General features: G+C 28.2%; 26 protein-coding genes, 1 riboswitch and 1 other annotated feature. Of the genes, 1 reads left to right on the top strand and 25 read right to left on the bottom strand.

Features of this window, described 5'->3' with window-relative positions; genetic code table 11:
• Positions 1-54: 54 nt before the first annotated feature.
• The 6 genes from KIB46_RS00235 to KIB46_RS00210 form a co-directional block, all read right to left on the bottom strand.
• Positions 55-624, bottom strand: a complete 570-nt coding sequence (locus KIB46_RS00235; RefSeq protein ID WP_156559605.1) for a xanthine phosphoribosyltransferase — start codon at positions 622-624, stop codon at positions 55-57.
• Entirely contained in the window at positions 608-1957 is a 1350-nt protein-coding gene (locus tag KIB46_RS00230) for a nucleobase:cation symporter-2 family protein (RefSeq protein WP_156559603.1), read from the bottom strand. The genes KIB46_RS00235 and KIB46_RS00230 overlap by 17 nt, the downstream gene beginning before the upstream one ends.
• 133 nt (positions 1958-2090) lie before the next feature.
• Positions 2091-2192, bottom strand: a riboswitch (purine riboswitch).
• A 181-nt stretch (positions 2193-2373) separates the two neighbouring features.
• Entirely contained in the window at positions 2374-3654 is a 1281-nt protein-coding gene (locus KIB46_RS00225) for a PTS sugar transporter subunit IIC (protein WP_156559601.1), read from the bottom strand.
• Positions 3655-3762: 108 nt separating this feature from the next.
• A complete protein-coding gene (locus KIB46_RS00220; RefSeq protein ID WP_156559599.1) occupies positions 3763-4500 on the bottom strand; it encodes an ABC transporter permease in 738 nt (245 codons plus the stop codon).
• Complete coding sequence (locus KIB46_RS00215) at positions 4493-5191, bottom strand: ABC transporter ATP-binding protein (RefSeq protein ID WP_156559597.1); 699 nt, start codon at positions 5189-5191, stop codon at positions 4493-4495. The genes KIB46_RS00220 and KIB46_RS00215 overlap by 8 nt, the downstream gene beginning before the upstream one ends.
• A gap of 1 nt (position 5192) precedes the next feature.
• Positions 5193-6122, bottom strand: a complete 930-nt coding sequence (locus tag KIB46_RS00210) for an ABC transporter substrate-binding protein (RefSeq protein ID WP_156559595.1) — start codon at positions 6120-6122, stop codon at positions 5193-5195.
• Between the two features lie 150 nt (positions 6123-6272).
• Here KIB46_RS00210 and KIB46_RS00205 point away from each other — a divergent pair, with 150 nt between their 5' ends.
• The gene (locus KIB46_RS00205; RefSeq protein WP_156559593.1) at positions 6273-7187 is read left to right on the top strand and encodes a prenyltransferase; all 915 of its coding nucleotides are present in this window, start codon (positions 6273-6275) and stop codon (positions 7185-7187) included.
• 299 nt (positions 7188-7486) lie between these two features.
• Here the strand turns inward: KIB46_RS00205 and KIB46_RS00200 are convergent, their stop codons facing one another.
• From KIB46_RS00200 to KIB46_RS00110, 19 genes are all read right to left on the bottom strand, one after another.
• Positions 7487-8656 (bottom strand): aminotransferase class I/II-fold pyridoxal phosphate-dependent enzyme, encoded by a 1170-nt coding sequence (locus KIB46_RS00200; RefSeq protein WP_291670002.1) that lies wholly within the window; start codon positions 8654-8656, stop codon positions 7487-7489.
• Complete coding sequence (locus KIB46_RS00195; protein ID WP_049177851.1) at positions 8653-9135, bottom strand: Lrp/AsnC family transcriptional regulator; 483 nt, start codon at positions 9133-9135, stop codon at positions 8653-8655. Before KIB46_RS00195 ends, KIB46_RS00200 begins: the two co-directional genes overlap by 4 nt.
• Before the next feature lie 50 nt (positions 9136-9185).
• Positions 9186-9434 (bottom strand) — a binding site (T-box leader).
• A gap of 90 nt (positions 9435-9524) precedes the next feature.
• A complete protein-coding gene (locus KIB46_RS00190) occupies positions 9525-9941 on the bottom strand; it encodes a hypothetical protein (RefSeq protein WP_156559589.1) in 417 nt (138 codons plus the stop codon).
• Between the two features lie 43 nt (positions 9942-9984).
• Entirely contained in the window at positions 9985-10503 is a 519-nt protein-coding gene (locus KIB46_RS00185) for a YcxB family protein (RefSeq protein ID WP_291669859.1), read from the bottom strand.
• Positions 10504-10524: 21 nt separating this feature from the next.
• A complete protein-coding gene (locus tag KIB46_RS00180; protein WP_156559585.1) occupies positions 10525-11043 on the bottom strand; it encodes a hypothetical protein in 519 nt (172 codons plus the stop codon).
• Positions 11044-11317: 274 nt separating this feature from the next.
• The gene (locus tag KIB46_RS00175) at positions 11318-12502 is read right to left on the bottom strand and encodes a pyridoxal phosphate-dependent aminotransferase (RefSeq protein WP_291669855.1); all 1185 of its coding nucleotides are present in this window, start codon (positions 12500-12502) and stop codon (positions 11318-11320) included.
• A gap of 20 nt (positions 12503-12522) precedes the next feature.
• Positions 12523-13338, bottom strand: a complete 816-nt coding sequence (locus KIB46_RS00170; protein ID WP_291669853.1) for a helix-turn-helix domain-containing protein — start codon at positions 13336-13338, stop codon at positions 12523-12525.
• A gap of 13 nt (positions 13339-13351) precedes the next feature.
• Positions 13352-13657, bottom strand: a complete 306-nt coding sequence (locus KIB46_RS00165; RefSeq protein WP_156559580.1) for an AzlD domain-containing protein — start codon at positions 13655-13657, stop codon at positions 13352-13354.
• Positions 13657-14373 (bottom strand): AzlC family ABC transporter permease, encoded by a 717-nt coding sequence (locus KIB46_RS00160; protein WP_156559578.1) that lies wholly within the window; start codon positions 14371-14373, stop codon positions 13657-13659. The genes KIB46_RS00165 and KIB46_RS00160 overlap by 1 nt, the downstream gene beginning before the upstream one ends.
• Before the next feature lie 221 nt (positions 14374-14594).
• On the bottom strand, positions 14595-15764 hold the full coding sequence (locus tag KIB46_RS00155) for an SAM-dependent methyltransferase (protein ID WP_156559576.1): 1170 nt from the start codon (positions 15762-15764) through the stop codon (positions 14595-14597).
• A 112-nt stretch (positions 15765-15876) separates the two neighbouring features.
• Positions 15877-17100 carry a GHKL domain-containing protein gene (locus tag KIB46_RS00150; RefSeq protein ID WP_291669850.1) on the bottom strand — a complete coding sequence of 408 codons (1224 nt, stop codon included), beginning with the start codon at positions 17098-17100 and terminating at the stop codon, positions 15877-15879.
• Entirely contained in the window at positions 17090-17824 is a 735-nt protein-coding gene (locus tag KIB46_RS00145) for a LytTR family DNA-binding domain-containing protein (RefSeq protein WP_156559572.1), read from the bottom strand. Before KIB46_RS00145 ends, KIB46_RS00150 begins: the two co-directional genes overlap by 11 nt.
• Positions 17825-18306: 482 nt before the next feature.
• The gene (locus tag KIB46_RS00140; RefSeq protein ID WP_291681226.1) at positions 18307-18732 is read right to left on the bottom strand and encodes a GNAT family N-acetyltransferase; all 426 of its coding nucleotides are present in this window, start codon (positions 18730-18732) and stop codon (positions 18307-18309) included.
• Positions 18733-19075: 343 nt separating this feature from the next.
• Entirely contained in the window at positions 19076-20215 is a 1140-nt protein-coding gene (locus KIB46_RS00135) for a DHHW family protein (protein WP_291669847.1), read from the bottom strand.
• A gap of 20 nt (positions 20216-20235) precedes the next feature.
• Positions 20236-21636: an MBOAT family O-acyltransferase gene (locus KIB46_RS00130; RefSeq protein ID WP_291669845.1), complete on the bottom strand. Its 1401-nt coding sequence runs from the start codon at positions 21634-21636 to the stop codon at positions 20236-20238.
• Positions 21637-21650: 14 nt separating this feature from the next.
• On the bottom strand, positions 21651-22085 hold the full coding sequence (locus KIB46_RS00125; protein WP_291669843.1) for a DUF4358 domain-containing protein: 435 nt from the start codon (positions 22083-22085) through the stop codon (positions 21651-21653).
• A 22-nt stretch (positions 22086-22107) separates the two neighbouring features.
• Positions 22108-22899 (bottom strand): GDSL-type esterase/lipase family protein, encoded by a 792-nt coding sequence (locus tag KIB46_RS00120; protein ID WP_291669841.1) that lies wholly within the window; start codon positions 22897-22899, stop codon positions 22108-22110.
• A gap of 139 nt (positions 22900-23038) precedes the next feature.
• Positions 23039-24361, bottom strand: coding sequence for an APC family permease (locus KIB46_RS00115; RefSeq protein WP_291669840.1), 1323 nt, complete (start codon positions 24359-24361; stop codon positions 23039-23041).
• Between the two features lie 90 nt (positions 24362-24451).
• On the bottom strand, positions 24452-25705 hold the full coding sequence (locus KIB46_RS00110; RefSeq protein WP_156559560.1) for a YeeE/YedE family protein: 1254 nt from the start codon (positions 25703-25705) through the stop codon (positions 24452-24454).
• Positions 25706-25765 lie beyond the last annotated feature (60 nt).

Genomic DNA, 25765 nt, shown 5'->3' with positions numbered 1-25765 from the left:
AAGAAACTCTAGCAAATTGCAGAGCTTCTTACTTATATTTATTATCTTTTTACCCTATAGGAATTCTATTAAATCTTTTCCTAATTTCTTAATTCTAGCTAAAGAATACACATCATATCCTTTGTCATCAAGCATCTTTCTTCCTGGTTGGAAAGATTTCTCTATTACAATACCAATTCCCCCAACTTTAGCTCCAGCTTCCTCTACTAATCTTATAGCTCCTAAAGCCGCCTCACCATTAGCTAAAAAATCATCTATTATAAGAACATTATCATCTTCACTTATGTACTTCTTTGAAAGAGTTAATTCATAGTCACTACCCTTTGTAAATGAATGTACTGTTGTTTGGTAAACTTCTCCATTTAATATTTTAGATGTTTGTTTTTTTAGAGTTACCATTGGTAAATTCATTTGCAATGCAGTCATAACTGCTGGTGCAATTCCAGAGCTTTCAATAGTAAATATCTTTGTAATTCCTTTGCTATTAAAATATTCTCTAAAGCATGTACCTATTTCGTACATTAATTTAGCGTCAACTCCATGATTTAAAAATGAATCAACCTTTAGTACACTTTCATTTAAAGCTCTACCTTCTGATAAAATCTTATTATGCAACTTTTCCATTTTCTATATTCTCCTCTATAACTTTTTTATCCTCTTTTAACACCTTATTTAAAACAAGAGCTACTATTGTTCCAGTAGATATTCCTGATGCAAATATCATTCTTAATCCTTCTGGTAAATTAGCTATAAAATCAGGACGGAATGTTACACCTAATCCTAATCCAATTGATGTAGCAATAATTAATAAATTTCTATTATTTATTTCAACTGTGCTTAATGTTCTTATACCAGCAGCTGCTATTGTACCAAACATTACTATACCAACTCCCCCTAATACAGGTTGAGGCATAATATTAATTAATGCTGCAAATTTAGGGAAGAATCCTAACCCTACTAATAGTATACCAGCCATTATTGCCACTGAGCGGCTAGCATTTCTTGTAAGAGGTATAAGCCCTACATTTTGACTAAATGTTGTATTAGGGAAAGTACCTAATACACCTGCCATAGCACTTCCAATACCATCAGATAAAACTCCTCTACCAATTGTCTTATCATCCGCTTTAATCTTTGATACTTGACATATAGTTGCTAAACATCCTACTGTTTCAATAGTTGTTACTATATAAGCTGGTATAAATGCAATAACATTTTTAAAGTCAAAGTTTACTCCATATTCAAATATGTTAGGAAGTGCAAACCACTTTGCTTCATTTACTAAAGAAAAATCAACCATGCCAAGTGGAATACAAATAATATATCCAACAACCATACCAATAAGAACCGAAGCTGTACTTACCATTCCTTTTCCATATCTATTTAGAAGTAATGTTATTACTAAAACTATCATTGCTATTACAACATTTCTTAAACTACCATAATCTGCAGCTCCTACTCCTCCTGCAGCCCAATCCATAGATACTGGTATTAAAGTTAAACCAATTAAGCATACAACTGTTCCTGTAACTAATGGTGGAAAAAGCTTCATTAAAGGTTTAATAAAAAAGCTTAGTACTATTTCTACAATGGATCCTAAAATAGTTGCACCAATTATTCCTGGTAAACCTGCCACTGCCCCTACTGTAATTGCTGGAGAAACAAATGTAAAATCTGTCCCCATTATACATGGAACTCTCGCTCCTATTCTTCCGATACCTTTTGATTGTATTATTGTTGCTATACCAGATGCTAATATTGTTGCACTTAAAATAGCTGTAGATGTTGCCCCATCAAGTCCTAAAGCACTTGAAATTACAAGTGGTACTGCTATTATTCCTCCAAAAGCTGCAAATATATTTTGAAATCCTAATAAAATTTGAGTAGCTAGTTTGGGCTTATCATTTATTCCATATAATAGTTCATCGCTACCAACTGCTTGTCTGTGTTTTTCCATTACGTTTTATCTCCCATCTAAATGTATTTTTATCAATAGCTCGTTTATACGTATTAGTGGAAGATTAATGAAAAATAATAAGCACCTCAAATTAATAACAATTTGAGGTGCAGAAATTCCAGTTAAATATTTTTCTTAACCAATCTCACCTCGTAGTCTGCTAATTTACGGTTAGCAGGTAGAAACTTTCGGACCCTATTTCCGATGATATACGAGCATATTTATTATATGCGAACATTATAGCATAAAAATATTCACTTTATACACATTTAGATATTTTTTGACAAATACTTAAAATTTAAATGTTTTCATATGATACTTTAAAATTTAAGTTGGATAATTTAAAAATAATGTTAATAACATACTAAAAGTAAGGAACTATACCAAATTATGATATAGTTCCTAATATAAATATTTTAATATTCATCCTTCATCTTATTTGCAGCAATTACAAACGGCATATATAAGATAACTGATAATGCAATTAATAATATTGCAAGCACAGCTGCTTTCCAGTCTCCACCTGTAGCTAAGAATGCTGAAATTACTGGTGGTGTAGTCCATGGAACCATAACTACTGTCTTAGCTATAATTCCTGCTGATGTTGCTAAGTATGCAATAACTAAACAAATTACTGGAATTAATATTAATGGAAGAGTATATATAGGATTTAGTACAACTGGCAACCCAAACATTAATGGCTCATTTATGTTAAAGCATGATGGAGCAAAAGCTAATTTAGATATTGCTCTATCAGATTCTTTTTTACTGAATATTAATAACGCTATAACTAAACCTATAGTTGTACCTGTTCCACCCATATTTACAAACACATCTAAAAACGGCTTTGTAACTATGTTTGGTATAACCTGGTGAGCTTCTAAAGCTTTTATATTTTCATCTATAGCAGTAAGTAATGTAGGTTCTGTAATTGGACTTAATACGAAAGATCCATGTAAACCAAAACTCCATAATATACCTTGAAGCATAACAACTATTATTATACCTGGTAGCCCTTGGAATGCTGCCTTAATAGGTGTTTGAATAACATTAGTTATAATTTCATATACATCAATACCTGTAAACTTTATAGTTAAGAATGAAACTAATCCAAATATAGTTAGTGTAAATGTAGCTGGAATTAATAAATTAAAGCTCTTAGATACTGTTGGTGGTACTGACTCTGGCATACTTATCTTTAAAGCATTAGATTTTTGTAATACTCTTAAAATCTCAGTTGATAATATTGAAGCTATAATTGCAACAAATAATCCTGTTGGAGATGTAAATGTACTTGAGAAAGCTCCTACAGTTTCTCCACCTACTGTTATAGCTCCTGGCATTAACGCTACAGTTGATGCAACACCTACAAAACCTGTTCCTATTCCATCCATATCATAGTGGTTAGCAAGTTTGTAAGCAACTCCAAATGCTAAAAATATTGATAAAAATCCTAAAGTTCCGTTATAAACACTTACCCCGATATCCTTATAAGTATCAAAGTTTCCTAAGTTACCTAATAATCCATTTGTTGAATCTAAAACTACATTGTTAATTAAAACAAAGAATGAAGCTATAATTACAAGTGGCATTACAGTTATAAATCCATCTCTAATAGCAGATAGATATCTATTTGACGAGAATTTGTTTGCTATAGGTCCTAGTATTTCTGCTAGTTTTTCTGAAAATTGTCTCATTAGTGCGTCCTCCTAGTTCGTTTAATAGTGCAAAAGTAAATAATTATTTAACTCTGTTTTTAACTTTTATATGATAACTTCTCTCACTTTTTATGTCAATGTTAATTTCTAGCTATTCCAAAGGCATATTTTCTTCTCTAAATAATCAATAATTTTAAATATTATCAAAGACATAATACTTAATGCCAAAACTCCTGCAAACATTCCCTTGTAATCAACCATAGACCAAGAATTCATTATAAAATATCCTAGCCCATATCTAGTTGCATAGTTTTCACTAAAGAATAATGCAGAAATAGCTATTCCAATGCTAACTCTTAAAGCTGAAAAAACCTTTGGTAATATTGCTGGTAAAATAACCTTTGTAATCATATTTATTCCATTAAAACGCATTACCTTTGCTGATATTAATATATCCTTATCTATTTCTTTTACTCCATCTTTTGTTACAATTATGATTTGAAATATTATTATGGTAATCATAAGAATAATTTTTGATTTATCTCCTATTCCAAACACTACCATAAAAATAGGAAGAAATGCTATTTTAGGTATTGGATAAAGTAAATAAGTAATAGGTGACACTATTTTATCTATATATTTATTTACACCTAACAGAATTCCTATTGGTATTCCTATAAGTAGGGACATTGTTACTGAAGACATTATTCTATAAAAACTGTATATTATATGAAATAAAAAATCCTGTTGAAATAATTCAACAAGCTCTTTAAGAGTATCATAGGGTGTTGGAACCATATTAGAACCTATGACAAAACTTAATATCCACCATAATATAACAATCATAGCTATACCATATAACGGTGTTACAATCTTTTTAATCATATAGTTCCTCCCTCACCTTACTGCATATTTCTATATACTCTTTTTTACACCTTATATCTTTATCTCCAAAATACCTATTAAAAATTATTCTATGAATTTTTCCTTTTTTCATAACAACAATTTCTTCCCCTAAAAATACAGCTTCTTCAATACTATGAGTAACTAATACCATTGTACTGTTCCTAGTTTTCTTTATATCTAAAAGTAAATCTTGTATCTTTTCCTTATTTATAGAATCCAATGCAGATGTTGCTTCATCTAAAAGTAAAATTTCAGGATTACTTATAAGTGTTCTTCCTATTGCAACCCTTTGTTTCTGTCCTCCACTTAATGCTTTTGGATATTTATTTTTATACTGATATAACCCTAATTCCTTAAGAATTCTATCAACCAACTCTTTTTTTTCTTCTTTGTCCATCTTTATATTATTTAAACCAAGCTCTATATTTTTTTCTACTGTAAACCAATTAAAAAGACCTAAATTTTGAAGTATTAAAGATGTGTTTCCCTCTATTTCTAATTTTCCCTCATAATTAGAAACAAGCCCTGCCATAGTAAATAGCAGGGTTGTTTTTCCACATCCTGATTCTCCTATAATGGCATAAGACTTTCCTTTTTCAATAGATAAATTAACTCCATCTATTGCTACTTCTTCTTTATACCTTACTGTTAAATCAGTTATTTTAATCATTCTATTTTACAAACTTTCCTTCTAATAAAGCTTCTGGTTTTACAGTTAAATCTTTATTTAAAGTCTTTGATGTCCAATCAATAATACTTTGTAAGTACTCATCGCTTGGAATAGCTGCCTTCTTGTATGTTGGTAATACCATAATATCCTTAACTTCTGGACTAGTATTTGGTATTTTTTCTACAAGAATATCTCTTGCTATTTGAGGGTTTTTATTTATCTCATCAACGGCCTTATTATAAGCTTCATGGAAAGCCTTTATAGCCTTTTCTTTTTCAGCTATTGCTTTTCCTGTAAATACCAAACAATCTGGTGAGAACTCATCATCCATACCATATAAATTTTTCTTTAATCCTTTCAACTCTCCGTTTGAAGCAACTGGCTCTGGGAATAACCCCATATCTAATTCACCGCTTTGTATAGCTGCAAGTCTTGCTGGTATTTCATTTATAAATACTTTTTCTATATTATGGTCCTTACCAAGCCACTTATCTATAAGATAGTTTGATACACTTACTTCCATCATTCCAACCTTAATATCCTTTTTGCCAGATACATCTCCCTTTGAAAGAACAGGAAACATACCATCTGTCATAGTAGTAGCTTTTATATCAAATCCGCCATCAACATTTGTAGCAACTGCAATAAAATCTGTCATAGCACCATCTATTTGGTAACTTTGAAGTGCACTTTGTCTATTTTGAGCATTAGAATAAATTTCTATCTCCACATTGATTCCAGCATCTTTAAAGTAGCCATTTTTTTCTGCTATTAATATTGGTGCAGTATCTACTGCTGGCATTAACCCTATTTTTAAGGTTCTATTTTCTTCACTTTCTTTTGATGGATCATCCTTACTTGTACACCCTATAGCAGTTAAAGAAAATACTGCTATAAGAAGCAATACTATCCACCCTTTTAAGTTTTTCATTTGTTAATCCTCCTACAAACTTTTTAATCCATTTACCATTATATTTAAGTATATTTAATAATTCAAGGAAATTTAAACATTTACTCTTTAAATTTGTCAAATTATATGTAATAATGTATTAGTTATTTTAAAGAGATAGGATGAATTATTATGAAAAATTTAACGAAAGATTACTTAAAGAAATTTATAAAAGATAGTTGGATAGCATTTAGACCATTATCTTTAACCTTAGCTGTTGGTTCCACAACCCTTGGAATAATAGCAGCATATTTGGATGGTTCTATGAAAAATTATTCTTTAGGATATAACATTTTCCTTATTACTATAATTACTATAGCCGGAATACTTGCTCAAGGTGGAGCCAACCTTGTTAATGATTATTTTGAAGGTGACTTTAGATATTATAGACCTTCAGGAAGAAAGAGAAAATTTTTAGGTGTAGAAAGAACTTACTTCGACATTTATGTATTCTTACTTGCTATGGCATGTTTTGCTGGTGCAGCATTAATTGGACTAGCTCTTATATATCTTACAGATATAAGGATGCTTTGGATTGGACTTGTTGGAATAATAGGAGCTTATGCCTATACAGGAGAACCTTTTGTATATAAAACTAAAGGATTAGGAGTACCCCTTTCATTTATATTAATGGGTCCACTAATGGTTCTTGGTGCATATTTTCCATTTAGCCAAAGCTTAAATGTATATCCTATATTAATAGCTTTACCAGCATCATTAATAATACCAGCATTAATGATTAGTAATGAAATGAGAGACTTTCAAAGAGATACTAAACTAAGCCTAGGAACATTAAGCGTTAGACTTGGAAGCAGATTTAGTTCAATTTTATATAGATCACTTATTTATGGAGTTTATGTATTATCCCTATTATTTGTTTTTAATGGACTATACCCTCTGCATACACTAGTTGTATTTATAACTCTTCCTCTTGCTGTTAAAGCACTTAGAGCTGTTACTACATTCCAAAAACTTGGAATTCCATATACAAACAACCTACATTGGACATTTACATTAATCCTTATAGTTTCTTTACTATTAGGGTAATTTAAAGGAGCTTTTTTTCAAAGCTCCTTTTTCCATATATAATCAAAGTAGTATGCAAAAAATTAACACTATTTAGGATAAAAACGATGACTATCATTTTCATCAAAATACCATATAATAAAATTAGCTAAATTAATTCATAAATTAAAACCTTATTTAAGACAAGTTCCCCCCAGGATCTTGTCTCTTTTTTTAACCATGCCACAGATTTCAAAACTTGCTTTTGGAGTTCTGCGATGGCACTATAATTTAAAAAAGGCTATATTAAAATAAATCTTATTTTAATATAGCCTTTGCCTTTATTTTCTTTGTTTTTCTAAAAATCTTTCTATTCTCTTTAATGCTTCAATAATATTATCCATAGAGGAAGCATAGCATGTCCTAATAAATCCTTCACCACAATCTCCAAATGCATTACCTGGAACTGCTAATACTTTTTCACTCATAAGTAGTTTTTCACAGAATTCATCAGAAGTCATTCCTGTAGATTTTATACAAGGGAACATATAGAACGCACCATGTGGTTCAAAACATTCTAATCCAAGTTTCCTAAATCCATCTAATAATACTCTTCTTCTTCTATTATATTCCCTTACCATCTTTCCTACGCTTTCATCCCCATTTTTCAAGGCTTCAATTGCTGCATATTGTGCAGTAGTAGGAGAACACATTAATGCATATTGATGAATCTTCTTCATAGCATCTATTAAAATAGGATGTCCACAAATATAACCTAATCTCCATCCAGTCATTGCATATGCCTTTGAAAATCCACTTATAACTATAGTTTTATCTCTAACTTCTGGAAAACTTGCTATAGAAACATGATTTTCCCCATAAGTTAATTCTGCATAAATTTCATCTGAAAGGATTATTATATCTTTATCCTTTAAGACATCAACTATAGGTTGCAAATCCTCTCTAGTCATTATTGCCCCAGTTGGATTATTAGGAAATGGAATTATAACAACTTTAGTTTTATCTGTTATTGCTTCTTCAAGCTCTTCAGCTGTAAGTTTAAAATTATTTTCTGCTTTTAAATTTATAACCTTGGAAGTAGCACCAGTAAAAGCAGTACACCCTTTATAAGCTACAAAGCTTGGTTCTGGCACAATAACTTCATCTCCTGTTTCAACTAATGCTCTTAAAGCTATATCAATTCCTTCACTACCACCAACAGTTACTATAATTTCATTTTTAGGGTCATAAGTTAAGTCAAATCTTCTATTTAAATAGTTTGCTATTTCTTCTCTTAGTTCTATAAAGCCTGCATTAGAAGAATAATGAGTATGACCTTGCTCTAAAGAGTATATTCCTGCTTCTCTCACATTCCAAGGTGTTATAAAATCAGGTTCTCCAACTCCCAATGAAATAACATCTTCCATCTCATTTATCAAATCAAAATATTTTCTAATGCCAGATGGTGGCATATTCTTTACATCATCTCTAATCATATTTTCTAACATTATACAAATATAGCCTCCCTATCTTGAATCTTCTTCTCTTTAAATATTGTCCCATGATCTTTGTACTTCTTTAAAACAAAGTGTGTTGCAGTACCTGTAACAGCTTCTTGGCATGCAAGCTTTTCTGAAACAAATAATGCTACCTCTTTCATTGTTTTTCCTTCCACTATTACTGTTAAATCAAAGCCTCCTGAGGACATTAAATAACATGCCTTAACCTGATCAAACTTATATATTCTTTCAGCTACCTTATCAAATCCAACATCTCTTTGAGGTGTTATTTTTACTTCAATAAGAGCTGTTACTGTTTCCTTCCCTGTATTTTCCCAATTTATAAGAGTTGTATACCCAGCTATTATATTCTTTTCTTCGTAATCTCTAATGGCTTCTCTAACCTCTTCTACTGTTTTTCCAACCATTAATGCTATCTGCTCATCAGTATATCTACTATTTTGTTCTAATATCTCTAAAATTTCCTCCATACTTATACCTCCTATAATTTTCTAAAGAATAAAAAAAGCTCCAATCCCAAATAAGGGACGAAGCTAAAATTCGCGGTACCACCCTAATAAGTAAAATATTTTTACTCACTCAGTAAGGATAATTTCTTATCCTCTCCTCTATAACGTAAGGGACACGTCTGTATCTACATTAAGAATTAATCTTAGTTCTCAATACGCGATTCAAAGGCTGCTTTCTATAAAGTAATCTACTAGGTTCCACCTCCCCCTAGCTCTCTAAAAGACTTAACTTATATACTCTTCCTTATCACTATCTTTATCCTATAATTTTGTTATACTAATTATCTAATATATGGAGAATTTAGTCAAGTAGATTCGATGAATGATGATTTAATTATCATTTTTATATTTCATTTATTTAGTTCGTCTACTATTTGCTTAACTTTTTCAAGATCTAGGCCATTACATTCTCCAATATAATATTTATTTGCCTCATTATTCTTAATGTCTATATATACTGCTGTTGACTCATCTTTTATCATGTATATTAATATTTTACCGTTTAATATTTCTTTACCATCTTTTTTCTTGTTATAAGTAATGCTATATCTTGGTTTATTTAATTCTTGTTTTAGTTTATCCTCTGTTACTCCCTCAATCTTAAAATCAGAGATGTTTTTATCCAGAAAATTATTACTTATTTCTTCAACCATGTAAAAATTATCACTTATTATATTCCCCTTAGTATTGTCCTCTCTATTGCTTCCGCTACAACCAACGAATATAGTAGAAATTAATAAAAACAGTAGTAGCATTACTTTTTTCACTTTTATAATCCCCTCTTTTTTCCATATCAATTTTAATTTCATTTTACTTTACACTCTTTATTTTATTACATATTTTTATTTTTTCTTCACTATTTAAAATATTTAATGGAATTATTAATCCAACATAATCTTTATTTTTATCACCATTGCTACGTACATAAATACACAAACTTAATCTGTTTTCTATGATTTTAGTTATATCTTCTATAAAGATTATTTCTTCTTTACCATCCTGTCGTATAGTTATTTTATCCTCATCAAATTTTACAAGTTTATTTGAAACTAAATGGCTATCTTGCTCAATTATATATTGAATAAGAGATATATTTCTTACTTTTATAACCATCTTAAAAACAAAATATAAAATAACAAGGAATATGCCCAAAATAATAATAATAGTACTATCATTCCTATTTACAATAACTTCCCATAAAACACCAACTATAAATATAGCTGCAATTGTAAAATATAAAATATTACTTGTTCTTAATTTTCTCTTTTTTATAGTATTTAATCGTAATTCTAATAACTCACGAAGCGTATTATTAAATTCAAACTCCATATATATCCTCCATTTTATATTCTATATATTCCTGTATATAACCTTATTCGCTCCAATCTTTTTTATAAATAACTCTTTCTCATTTTCTTTAAAAATATATTTAGGTATTATGGCTATAACAAATGCCTTATATTTATCACTCAAAACTATTATTCTACTCTTACTTTCAATAACCTTAGATATATCACTAATTTCAACACTTAAACTTGCATGGCTAATTTCAACTACAAGATTTGTTTCATTAATATATAAGTTAATTTCTTTAAATATATCTGGAGTACTTAAATAATATTCTTCCCTATCTCTAAAATATTCATATTTATACGCTTTTAAAAATAAAATCCAAGAAATTATGATTATGGACGCAAAAATTAATTTAAGATATATATTGTAAACAACAAGACTCCTAATAAAACAAAATGCATATATAATGCTAATAAGAGTTACTCTAGATTTATATCCAAAAAATTTAAATTTACTTTCAAGAATTTTATCTCCTTCTAAAAAATCACTTAAATTATTAGAATATTTTAAATGCATACTATTTCCTCCTAATGTAATCACCTAGGATTATTTTACCATATAATGTAATCCATCAAAATATTTATAAAATCTATTTTTTAAACTGTTATAATCTTTAACTTGCAAAAGTATCTTTAATGAAAAAAAGACCTATGATAATAAACCATTGGTCTTTTCAACTATGCTAAATTTAACTTTTTATAATTATTAATTGTCTTTATTAGCTATAACATTGAATTTTAAAATTACTTTTGTTGTTAATGATAAATACTTACTTATAAATTATTATTCATCAAGCAAACTGCTTCGCCAGCTTACTAAAGGCCTCCAAAGATTTTTCAATCTTATCATATCCAATACAATAAGAAAGCCTAAAATAACCTGGACATCCAAATGATGCCCCTGGAACTATAAGCAAATTAAATTTCTTTGCTTCTTCTGCAAACTTCTTATCATCTTCAATTAATGCTTTAGGGAATAAATAAAATGCTCCCTCTGGCTTTATACATTCAAACCCTAAACCTATCAAATGATTATATAATAAATCCCTATTCTTCTTATATATATTAACATCTACTTCTGCGCCTAATGTTTTTCCTATTACTCTTTGAAATAGGGATGGTGCATTAACAAATCCTAATATTCTATTTGCTACATTTAATGATGCAATTACATCATTAAAATCATCCATTACACTATTTACTACAATATACCCAATTCTCTCTCCTGGAAGAGATAATGATTTACTATAGGAATAACCTATGAAGGAATTTTTATAATACTTAAGTACATATGGTACCTCTACTCCATCATATACTATCTCTTTGTATGGTTCATCAGAAATAAGATAAATACTAATTCCAAATTCCTCTTCCTTTTCCTCTAAAACCTTAGCCATTCTCTTTAATGACTCATCTGAATAAACAACCCCTGTTGGATTATTAGGAGTATTTATTATTACCGCCTTAGTTCTAGGCGTTATAGCTTCTTTCAATCCTTGAATATTAGGTTGAAATGTCTTAGTTTCAGCTGGTACAACAACAAGTTTACCATCAAAATTAGCTACATAATTTCCATACTCCCCAAAGTATGGTGCAAGAACTACAACTTCATCACCTGGATTTAATAATGTTTTTAATATAACATTTAAGCCACCAGCTGCACCACAAGTCATAACTATGTTTTCACAAGATAAATTCATATTATTTTTCTTGTTTATGAATTGAGCAATTTCCTCTCGTACGTCTTCATAACCTGAGTTATTCATATATCCATGTACAAGATTAGGTGATTCTTCATTTAGTATCTGAACAATTGCATCCTTTATTTCTTGTGGTGGTTCTACATTAGGATTACCAATGCTATAATCAAAAACATTTTCTTCACCATATATAGCTGCTAACCTTTTGCCTTCTTCAAACATTGCTCTTATTACAGAGCTATTTTTTACAAGTTCATTCATCTTTTTTGATATCATTTTTTGCCCCCTTTTTATATTTAGATATCACTATATCCAAAATAATCTTTTCTAACTTCATTCATGAAGTTCTCATACCCACCTTGTTTTTTTTCATTAAGCTGATAGAAATATTCATTAACCATCAGATCATGACATATGTAATCTTCACTTACATCAATTAAGCTTTCATCTTGAGTCCAAGTAACTCTACTATCTTCCCCTCTTGAGATTACGCCATACAAAGCGTGTTCTCCATCAATAGTAACAGTCATATATCTTTCCTTTTTTTCTTGCAAATAGGTTTCTATATCTCTATGAGGCGTAAGTTCATTAAAAGCATTACTTGTTCCAAAGTATATCCCCTTAATAATTACTCCTCTTTCTTTTGCTTTAATTAACTCATCTTCAATTTCTTTTACTTCCTCTTCCCATATTGAAAGAGCTATTCTCTTTTTAGCATGAGAAAGCAATAAATTTAACGCCTCAATAATCTTCTCTCTTCCCTCTAAAATAGTAAGAGTATTTTTTTGCTCCTTCTTGTTATAAATACTATTAACATATTTATCAACACTACTTAAGGTTTGAGTAAAATTCTTTTCAAGTTTTGAAATTAAAAGCTTTGGCTCTAATGGATAGTAAATTGTAGTCTTTTCATCACTTTGCTCAAATACCATTCCTTTAGTTTTTAGCATATCTAAAACTTCATAAATTCTTGACCTTGGTATGCCTGATTCCTTACTTAAGCTGTATCCATTTAGAGGATTCTTTTCTAAAAGACTTAAATATGCCTTAACTTCATACTCACTTAATCCTAAAGACTTCATTTCTTGAATTACTGATGAATTATCTCCCATGTTCCCTCCTACGTTAAAACGCCACTAATACAATAAAAGTAGATAATATTGCTCCTATTACTGGTAATATTATACCACCTTTGTACCATGAATATCCAATAGCAAATAAAATTCCTACTATTCCTGCTACTGGTTTATCTGGTGTAGCGTTAAAAACCCCTGGTAAAATAAGTGCACCAAGAGCTGTTGCTGGAATATATGACAAAAACTTATTAAACTTTTCTGGAAGTTCCTTTTGATTTCCCATTAAAAACGGAATAAGTCTTGGCAGATAAGTTACTATCATCATTCCAAATATTAAAATAATAACTTTACTCATTAACTTTGAACCTCCTCTTTCGTAAATGCTCCTAAAGCTGATATTGATATTATTGAAATAATAACACTCCATCCTGCTGGTAAAAAAGAAATTGAAGATAATATTGTATTTAAAATTCCAGCTAAAATAGCTAGTCCTAATAATTTTCTACTCTTTTTTCCTTCTGGTATTAGTATACCTATAAACATTGCATATAAAGCTATTCCCATACTATCTTGAACCACTGGCGGTAAAACTTCACCTAATAAAAATCCTCCAGCTGTAGCTAAAACCCATACTAAATATGTTGATCCTTCAAATCCTAACATAAATTTAGGAGTTAATTCCTCTTTCTTAAAAGAGGCAATTGAAAATATTTCATCTGTCATTGCAAAAGCCACAAAAGGTGTCCACTTTTGAAGCTTATCATTAACCTTTCTTGAAAGAGATGCACTCATTAAAAAATGTCTAGAGTTTACCAAAAACGTAGTTAATATAATTTGTAGTAGCCCTGCCCCTGCCATAAATAGATTTAAAGCCATAAATTGACTTGCACCTGCTGATACAAAGGCTGAAAACATTACTGTCTCACTAAATGTTATTCCTGCAGTTTTTCCTAAAATACCAAAGGCCATGGCTATTGGTATGTATCCTATAATTAATGGAGCTGCCGCCCTTAACCCTTCTTTTATTCCTTCTTCTCGTTTCTCATGTAAGATTAATTTTTCTGCTAACACTTTTTACCCCCCTAACTAGTAACTACTTTAGTAACTACCTACAAGTAGTTATTATAGTAGTCACTAGTTTGAAAGTCAATGAAAACTCCTAGTAAACCTAGGAGTTTTCACAATATCACTCTCACTACTTTCTTCAAAGTACAAAGAGAACTATGGCAATAAAAAAAATTAATTTCCTAAATATATATTTTTTTATGTAATAACAGTAAATATTTATGGTGCTATTTCAAGTTTTCCAAGTCACTTTCCAACAACTTATATAATGTTGGATTAAAATTAAATTCTTTATTTAATCTATTTATCTCATCTAAAGCCGCTTTCTTCTTATCAAGAGATATTTTCCCCTTAGATGCCCTAATTAATATATTTTTTGGAGAATGTGCTATATCAATAAATTCTAACAACTGTGTTTTGTACCCCATTACCTCTAAAAGATTTGCCCTAACAGAATCAGTCATAAGAGCTGCCATTCTTTCTTGAATTATTCCATACTTAGTTAATATAGAAAACTCATCTGATTTCATCTGTTTATTAAATTCATGTTGACAACATGGAACAGAAAATATCATCTTACTATTCCACTTTATTGCATTATACAAAGCATAATCTGTTGCAGTATCACATGCATGTAATGTTATAACCATATCCACCTTGTTGTTATACTTAAAGCCATTTATATCTCCAAGTTCAAAATGTAAATTATCATATTTGTATCTTTTAGCTATATCATTACACTTCTTAATTACATCTTCCTTTAAATCTAGTCCAATCATCTTTACATTGATTTTCTTTATTTCTACAAAGTAATAATAAAGTACAAAAGTTAAATAGGATTTTCCACATCCAAAGTCTAATATAGTAAGTTCTTTATAATCATTTTTCTTTATTTCATCATCTATTATCTCTACAAATCTATTTATTTGCTTATATTTATCATACTTAGCATTAACTACTTTTCCTTCTTTAGTAAATACGCCTAAGTCTATAAGAGGTTCAATTATCATACCTTCTTTTAAGATATAATTTTTCTCTCTGTTGTGACTTTTATTAGCTAGCTTTTCATTATTACTCTTCTTTTTACCTAAGAATATCTTACCTTTTTTAGATATCTTCATATCAAATGTTGTATCATTTGACCATGCAGAAACCTGTTTATACTTTCCTTCAATGCACTCTAAAAGTTTTGAAGATATTTCATCAAATTTTATATTTTCATGAAATACTTGTTTATCTGTATATTGCTCTATTTGATAATACTTTTCTTTTTTATTTTCCTTTAATAGAAAAGTAATCTTATTGTATTTAACCTCTTTATTAAGTTTATTGCTTATAACTATTTTAATTAATTCTTCTTTTATCATTTCTTCAATTGATTTTTTTAAATCTTCCATAACTACACACCTTATCTATGTATTTTCTAATAGCATATTATATCACATATAAAATAAAAAGAAACCCAAGCACAAAACTTGAATTTCTATATCTAGACTAATTATGTATACCTTATGAAATTTTTATTTCTATAGTAAAAATATCTTCATCAATATCTATTAATATTTCTCCTCCATTATTCTGAACTATGTTCTTAACATTATATAGTCCAACTCCTCTTTCATCTCCTTTGCTAGAATACCCATAGTTAAACATTTCTGAAACATTTATGAAATAACCATTATTAACTGAATTTTTAACCATTATATCATATTTATTATTTTTTTTACTCAAAGTTAGTTCTACATATTTATCGTCACTTCCGGAGCTTGCCTCTATAGCATTATTTAAAAGGTTTGAAATAATAATAACAAGTTCTGAATCAGAAACATTTATATCTTTCAAACTACTTTTTATGTAATACTTAAAATTAATTCCTATTGAAGTTGCGTATGATATTTTACTATAGATTAATGCCCTTATTAGTTGATTATTTATCTTTGATAATTCTATTAAGTGATCCTCATTTGATACATTTTGAATATACCCCTTAACTAAATCCTTTATCTGATCATAATCACCAACCTGCAATACTCCATATATAGCATTAAGATGATTTTTATACTCATGTGAATCTGCTCTCATTTTTTCAAAATACTCTTCAAGAACTTCATTATATCTTGACCTTAATTTATCCTCTTCTGTCTTCTTAAATTGCTTAAATATATCAACAGATAAAAATATCACCAGTAAAACAAAGCTTAATATTGAAAGTAATATTAGTACTTTTTCCATACTAGTTAACCATGTTGTTGTATTTATATATTGAAATAAAAAGAAAATCATAAAACACTGTAAAATAACCATAATAAATATTTTTATATTCTTCTTTATTATATCTATAAAATTGATAGTCATTTCTTTGTTAAAAAAATATATAAGTAATATTACTAATATATTGATAACGCTTTGAGATATTATTATATTACTAGCGGTAATATTAATCTTTAAAAATTGATACATTATTGTTAATATACTTTCTGCAACTACTAAGCTTATAAAGGCCATAAATAGCTTTATTTGATTATCAATTACTTTTTCTTTATTAACTAATGATAAAACTAGTCCATACATAAAATTAATAAAAAAAATCCATATATTCATGTTGCTACCTATAGTTGAAAAAATCAAAGATATAATTACTATTACAATATAATCTCTAATACTTCTTCTTTTAGATACTATATTGTAAATAATCCCCAAAGAAATGAATTGTATAAACAAATTAATCCACATTATACTCTCCTAATAATTCCATTAAATTATTCTTATAATTTAGCGATAACAATGCTACATCATTTATTCTATCAAAATAAATTTTCCAAAGTTTATAATATTCTTTTTCTATTTTTTGAATATAAGTGTAATTAACTAAGAAAGACTTATGAGTTTGAACTATATTTTCACAATTAATTAAAGTACTAATTTTATTTAAAGTATATTCTCTTGTAGTAAGTACTCCCTTTGTTGTATTTATTACACATCTTCTTGATAAATACTCTATAAAAATAATATCCTTAATTCTCAATTTATATTTCACCTTATTCTCTAAGGTAATAAGTAAAAATTCATCTACTTTTTTATTATCCATTTTTATATTTTCATTAAAGATATTTATTATATCTACAACATCTTTACTTTCATAAGGCTTCACAATGAATTCATAACAATGCGTTTTTTTAAAAGCATCTAATATTAATTGCTTTTCAGTAGTTAAAAATATAATTCCTGTTAATTCATATCCTTTAATTTTCCTTATTTTCTCTGCAAGCTCTATACCAGACCCATCCTTAAGTTTTATATCTAACAAGAATAAATCAAATTTTCCTTCTTTCAACAAAAAGAGACTCTCTTTTATAGTATCGGAATATAGAACTTGTACATTTTTAAAATTATTTTCTATTATTTTTATTAAATTTTTTCTCTGAACAACATCATCTTCTACAATTAAAATCCTCATTTTCTTCCCTCCAACATTATTATATTTAATTTTTACTTATTTTACAAATTACTGTAAAATTATATTTCAAATTTAGTTTTTTAGAATTTTGTGTTCAATTTTTATACTTTTATACCAAAACCATTGTTTTCTAACAATTTCCAAACTAAAATTTATTATATTAATACACAATATTTAAGGGGGTCTAACTATGAACTTAGATTTTAAAAAAGCATCAAGAATTCTTTCTTTCATTGGAATATTAGCAATAATACTTAACTATATTGCTTACTTTCTAAATTACGTTCAAATAAGCACATCCTTAAATATTATTTTTGTTTTTTTACTTATTGCTTTTGTATATATATTTCTCATTTCAAAGTAGGAAGATATTATGATAATTTTAATTTTTTTATCTATAATTAATCCAAATATTTTTATTCCCTTATTATTTAATATATAAAAAAAGTTGTACTTATTTTTATAACAAGTACAACTTTCTTTTAAATACATTTAACCATTTTTATTATTCTCTCACCAAAAAGAACCTTATCAAAAACTTTATTGTAATCTAGCTTTTCGTAGAACTTAGTTACATTTTCATCCTTGGCTAAAAGTGATATACCTTCATACTCTTCTTTCTTTGCAACCTGTTCTGCATATTTCATCAATTTCTTTCCGATTCCAAGACCCCTTGCTTCTTTAGAAGTAGCTATGTTTGCTATATAAAGGTCCCCTCTTCTACATTCCCTTAAGAATATATACTTAAAATCATTAAATATAAAATATAGTTTATCTAATAATCCATCTACTCTCTTAAATTGCTTAAACTCAGTTTCTAGACTTAATCTATCTAATTCATCATAAGGTATTAGAACAATTGCTCCTAGTACTTTTTCATCCATCTCTGCAACCATAATATAATTCAAACTATATCTTGATTCTTCATCTTTTATAAGTTCTTTTAAATTTTCTAAACACTCCTGCTTAGAATCTCCACCTCATACATCATGAGGATTCACTTCTGTATAGTATATCAGGTGAGCTACCGTGTCTACGTCTTGTTTTTTTGCTTTTCTAATTTTAACCTTTTTCAAAAATATTACCTCCCATACAGAAATTTGTTTTCTGTATAGTATTATTATATAAACATAATGAATCTATTTTAATTGCTATTTATGTTATGTTTTATGTACAGTTATGCTTAGTGAAAAAAGTATGATTTAATAAAAATCATACTTTAAGTTTGCATTTTTATACTATTTGTACTTTTTAATAATTTTCTAATACTCCATATAACGAATTATCTTGAAAAAAAGTATTTGCATTATATAGAAATAAAACTTCACTGAACTTCTCTTCTTTAATTAATTCCTCAATATCTCCATAATAATATCTTGGATCTACCATTACGATTTCTTCAAAATAAGGAGTTAAGAACTGAACTATACTATTTGCATAAGAATCTTTAATTAAAAGTAATTTTTTATTATATTTAGCTGTAGTTTGAATTTTAATTATAGGCTTATTACCTCCAAGAAATACTCCATATTTATCATTGGTACCAAGCTTTAAACTATCATATAATGATGGAATTACTTTCTTTTCTTCTAATTGGTTCACTACAACTTCATCATCTTTATTTTTAGGAATATATACTTTTATCTCATCCTCTTTATTAATATCAAATAAACTACGTGAATATAAAGTACCTTTAAAATCATTTGATACTAGTTCAATATCGTAATAACTCTCTTCATTCTTCTTTAAGTTCATCTTATCACAAAGTGCTAGGTATCCATAGTAAGCCCCCTTAGTTGTCCAATGATGATCTGTTCTATAAAAAATTTCTTCTTCCTTATTTTCTATAAAGTAGTTGTATGGATTTATAAATGAAATATTTCTATCTAACTTATTAGAAAAGTTATTTATATACTCTCTCTGCTTAGATTCAGATACATATCTAGGTAGTTTTTCATTATATATACTAATAGCATTAGGAATCATCATAAAATTTATTTTTATCTCTGAATGCTTGTTAGAGAATTCATTTATAGCCCTAATATTCTTCTCTAAGCTTTCTTTATTAGGCTCTAGAAATTTTTCAATTAAAAAACCATCTGAACACAAGTATATATTGTTATTCTCTTTTTTCCCTAATAAAACATCAATCTCACTCTTCAGTTTTATAAATGTATCTCTCATAAAAAACTGATCGTTTTTATACTTCTCATAATTTTTTGTATATCTACCTTCAATTAGTCTATCTATTTTAAAAGTAGGCATTTTAGCCAATGACCTATTTTCTAAGTTAGAAAGCTCCTTGTCTTTACTAAATATATTAATAATAAAGAATCCAAAGATAAATATTACGAAAACTATAACTAAGACATTTCTATATTTCTTTCTCATTAATTTCACTCCAAGCATATTTAAAATCTAAAATATATAAATGGATTGTATGTTGAGCTTAATAAATATGCAGTAGCTATTATAAGAATAAGCACATTTACAGTTCCTATCATTGTATAGCATATTATCGAATTGTAAGACTTTACCTTTTTTACTATATATGCTGGAATTGGTGTTGAAGCCATTATTAATATAATGAATAATATTATATTAGTACTTAAGTAATATAAAGCTGTATCATCAATTATTGAATTACTGGATATAAAAAACATAACTTTTAAATAATTTAGAGCTTCATATAATGTATTCATACCAAAGAATACCCATCCAACCATAACTATAACAAGTGTATATATTCTTCTAAATATAGTTGGCAAGTTTTTAATATATCTTCCTATAATGAACTTTTCTATAATCAAAATTACACCATAGTACATTCCCCAAATAATAAAGTTATAACTTGCTCCATGCCATAACCCAGTCAATGTCCAAACTATCATTAAATTTCTACACTGTTTTTTTATTCCTTCTCTATTTCCTCCAAAGGGAATATATATATATTCTTTAAACCATGTACTTAATGATATATGCCATCTTCTCCAAAACTCAGTAACACTTCTTGCTATATATGGATATTTAAAATTCTCTTTAAATGTAAAACCAAACATATGCCCTAAACCAATTGCCATGTCTGAATAACCACTAAAATCAAAATATATTTGAAATGTATACGCAGCTATCCCTATCCATGATGTAGCTACAGAAATATTATTAATATCCAATACACTAATTACACTCCATAAGTATCCTATATTATTGGCTAACAAAACTTTTTTCCCAAGTCCTGTAATGAATCTCTCAACACCATATCCAAATTCATCTATTGATTCTTTTCTTTTTTCAAGCTTATCATTTATATCAGTATATTTTACTATAGGACCTGCTACTAACTGAGGAAACATTGAAATATATGTAGCAAATGATATTATGTTTTTCTGAACTTCTACTTTATTTAAATAAACATCTACTATGTATGATATAGTTTGAAATGTATAAAAGGATATACCAATAGGTAATGATAGATTGTTATATTGTATATCTAAAGAAAAAATACTATTTATATTCCCTACTATAAAATCATAATACTTGAAGACTCCAAGCATCCCAACATTAAGAACCAAAGTTAATATAAATATACACTTTTTTCTTCTCCCTTTTTGTTTTTTAATTAATAAAGCTAAAACATAATTAATAACTATTGTTAATATCATCAAAATTATATATACTGGTTCTCCCCAAGCATAAAAAACTAAACTTCCTAATAGTAAAATAAAGTTTCTTAATTTTCTAGGAGACAGATAATATGTAACTAAAATAATAGGCAAAAATGTAAACATAAAAATAATACTACTAAATACCATCTTGTCCCCTCTTTCTAAACTTTTATACTTTCTATAAATATTTGTTTATTATTTTCTGCATTTTCTCCAATACATAAAAATACAAATTTATCTCTTGCTATTAATTCATAATCTTCTATGATTTTTGTCTGCTCTGGGGAGTATCCACCAAAATTATTTAATTGATTACTAACTCTTTGTTCCATTGCACTTTCTATAGATTCTATTTGATTTTTATCTTTTACTTTTATAATCAAAAATTCATTAACTTCCATGGTAGATTTAGAAATACCTAATGAAACTTCCTCATAATCATCACTATTTAAACCATAAAGTCTTTTTAACATCTTTTTACCTGATTTTTGTAATTTTTCATCTTCATGCAAAATATTATTAGATATTTCATCTGTGGTAATATTCTTATAACTTTTAGTACATCCACTTATAGTGAACATAGCTAATACAATCATAAGAAAAGACAGCTTCCTCAATTTATTCACCTTCTAAGTTATATTTAATCAATTCATTAAGCCACTTTGGATAAAATGAGCTTTTTACATGAATTCCATCTGGTTCATACAACATTTTATTTTCTTCAATTATGTACCTTATATCAACAAATGTAGCTCCTTCATTAATAGCTAGTTCATTTAATCTTTTATTAGCTTCTATAATTCTCTCTTTTTTATACAAAGGATTTTTAGAACTAACCTTGTCTATTACAGGCAAGATAGAATTTATATATATTTTTGTATTAGGACTTCCTTCTTTTACTTTATCAATAAGCACTTTATAATTATCAATAAATAAACTTAAGTCTTCAAAAACTAACAAATCATTCATCCCTAAAAGAATAAATAATCTTTCTGGAGATAATTTTATTATGGTATTTATATCTTCTCTAGCTTTTAAAACATCCTTCCCCTTCTTTGCTACTACTGAATAATTATTTAAATATTCATATTCTGATAATGCTTCAACAATAGAATCACCCCAAAAAATATCTCTTTTAAAAATAATTTTATAGTCTATTTTCTTCTCTCCTACCATTTTTTTAATTTCTTCTCTTCTCTTTTTTAGTTCCTCTTCTCTATGCATATTATCAATTTTTGTTTGTATCTTTGAAACGTCTTTCTCCTCTAATTCCTTTAACATATGTACTCCATGCTCTAGTTCACCACTTACAGATTCTCTACTGGATACATATGAGGTTTTTACAAACCTACTAATTAACAATAGGAAAATTGTACATAATATGACCACTCTTTTGTACTTCTTTATCATTTTTCTCACCCACATATCTTATTAGTTCTCTCACTTACTTAGTATATATAATAAAATTTAATATATAGTTTAAAAAAAATTACAATCATGTATCAATTTAACTTTAATTTGATACATGATTGTAATTTTTTAAATTTATCTATTCTTTTTTTCCTATTTTTACTCTATAAAATATAATCCCTAAACAAGACCACATTATTAAAGCAACCATAGGTTCAATTCCTAAAGCAGCTGGAGATATTGGCAATAATAAAAGTAACATAAACAAAATACTAACTAATACCCCAATACATCCTATTAATTTACCGCATTTAGTTTTAACCTTTTTAATTGAAATATATGATACATAAAAATATGCAATAGCGGCTCCTAAAGATGACATATCCACTATCCAGATTATTACCTCTCTACCAAACCAAGGTGCAATCAAGCTAACAATTGTTACAAACTTAACAGAGTTACTAAACACTCCATTATTATTTATATTGCCTATAGATGATGGAACTAATCCATAATTAGCAATAGATCCTAAAAGTTTAGAACTACAAACCATAAATCCATTTATCCCTCCCCATACAGCTGCACATAAAGCTATTATAAGTAGAAAGAAAGCCCACTTACCAAGAACTTGTATAACAGCGCTACCAGCTGCCCAATCTAATGCAACAGCTTCTGATGGCGAAAATGCTAATGCAGTAATTATATTTAAAAGATTATATATTAAAGTTCCAATTAATAATGATACTATGGCTACAAATGAAGCTTTCTTTTTAGAAAATTTAAACTCTTTTGATAGCTGTGGTATAGCATCAAATCCTATAAAAGCAAAGGGTGTTATTGAAAATACCTTAGCTATTCCCCCTAAATCGAATTGATAATTAGATATATAGTTATTCATAAAGGTTATCTTATCACTTTTAAGTACCATTCCAATAAATACTATAGAAATACTTGATATCAATGCTATTATTATTATGTTTTGAATTTTACTAGTTCCACCTATTCCTTTTATATTTACATAAGCAAATAAACAAATAATAAATGTAGATAATATGATTTCTCCTAAATATACATCATATCCAGCAATAGTATACAAATACCCTACTTCAAATACTGGACCTATTAACTTTTTGACTACTAAAGGAAATGCAGTAGCATTTAATGGAATCAAGCTAAGATAAGCTAATATTAAAAACCATCCTACTATAAAACCATGCTTCTTTCCCATATTATTATATGTGTAAGAAAATTCTCCTCCCTCTTCATCTTGTGAATTTATCATAACAGCATAATTTTTTTCAATTAATATTATACAAATGGCTCCTAGAATAAGCCCTAAAGCTGTATTAATTACTCCAGCCTCTTTTAAAAACTTTGTTCCAGGCAGCATAAAGGATCCCCATCCAATAATTGCTCCAAGTACAATTGCAAAAATATCAAATTTCCCAAGACTTCTCTTCACTTACTCTTCCTCCAACACTGAATTATCTTATGTTATATAGCACTAAAAGGCAGGAACAAGTTTCCTTGCTCTGCCTTATTAATTTAAATATTAAGCTGGTATATCAAACTTCTTAACTATTTGTATACCTATTAATCCTCCAATTACTAACATAACAAGGAATACCCATCCTGATAATGACATGTTAGCAATACCTGAGAATAATGCTCCAACGTTGCATCCACCTGCTAATTTAGCTCCATATCCCATTAATATACCTGCTAAAGCATAGAATACTGTATCTTTAGCTTTAAAGTTTACATAGAACTTCCACTTTCCAGCTAATAGCATGCAGATTAATGCTCCTAATATAATACCTATATTTCTAACTGAAACTGGATCATTTAATATTCCACCATTAACAACCTTAACACTTCCTGCAAATCCATCAATAGCAGAGAAATCAATTCCTAACTTACTAAATAACGCAACTCCCCAATGAGTGTAAGGACCTGATGCTCCCCAACTTGAACCTGATGTATTTATTATAAATAAGAATAATATTCCAATTAATACTGCTGAAACATAGAATGACCATCTTTCTACAAAGAATTTGTGGTAAGTTTCTTTACTAAAGAACTTATATACTTTAGCTTCTTCCATTGGTCTTTCATCCTCTGGAATCACTTCTAAAACTTGAGTTCCAGCATTTTTTCTCTTATTTTCATAAGTTTTAACAATTGCATATAATACAGTTAATAAAAGTAATGAAACAACTACTGCTCCTATGTATCCAAACTTATCTGGTAAATAAAGTGTATATCCATTTTCAAAAAGGAAAGTCTTCTTTAACTTTGGTAAATGCCATGTTCCAAGCATACCACCTATACAGAAGAAGAACAATACTATAATACCTCTTACAGAACCTTCACCTGTATCAGATAATGTACCAGATGCACATCCTCCACCTATAATCATACCAATACCAAATAGTAAACCACCAATTATGAATGCTAAATTAATTGCAGATACGCTTCCTGTACCTGGAATTGTTGCAACTCCCTCAGCTGCTCTAAATGCTGCTTCTGCACCTTTAGAAAAAGCTCCATAATGTATACCAGCAGCTCCTATTGTTGTTATAGCAAATAAGAATAATAATGCCTTTGATAATTTTCCATCACCAGTCATAGCAATCTTTCTAACTCCACCGGCGAATCCGAATCTACTTCTTTGTAAAACATAACCTAGTAATAAACCTGTTAATAGAAATAAAGCTAATTTACTATTTTCCTTATACTGTATTGCACCAAATGCAGTAACTGCTGCTAATACACCTAGCCCAATAAAAACTTGTCCTTTTTTCATTTTCTTCCCCCTAAAATCATTAGTTTTTGTTTGTTAATTATCAATCATTATTTTTATATT

The sequence above is a fragment of the Clostridium sp. genome (assembly GCF_018372875.1).
In the GTDB taxonomy this organism is placed as follows: domain Bacteria; phylum Bacillota; class Clostridia; order Clostridiales; family Clostridiaceae; genus Clostridium.
Note: the sequence above shows the minus strand (reverse complement) of the source record. Positions and strands in the feature narration are given on the sequence as shown.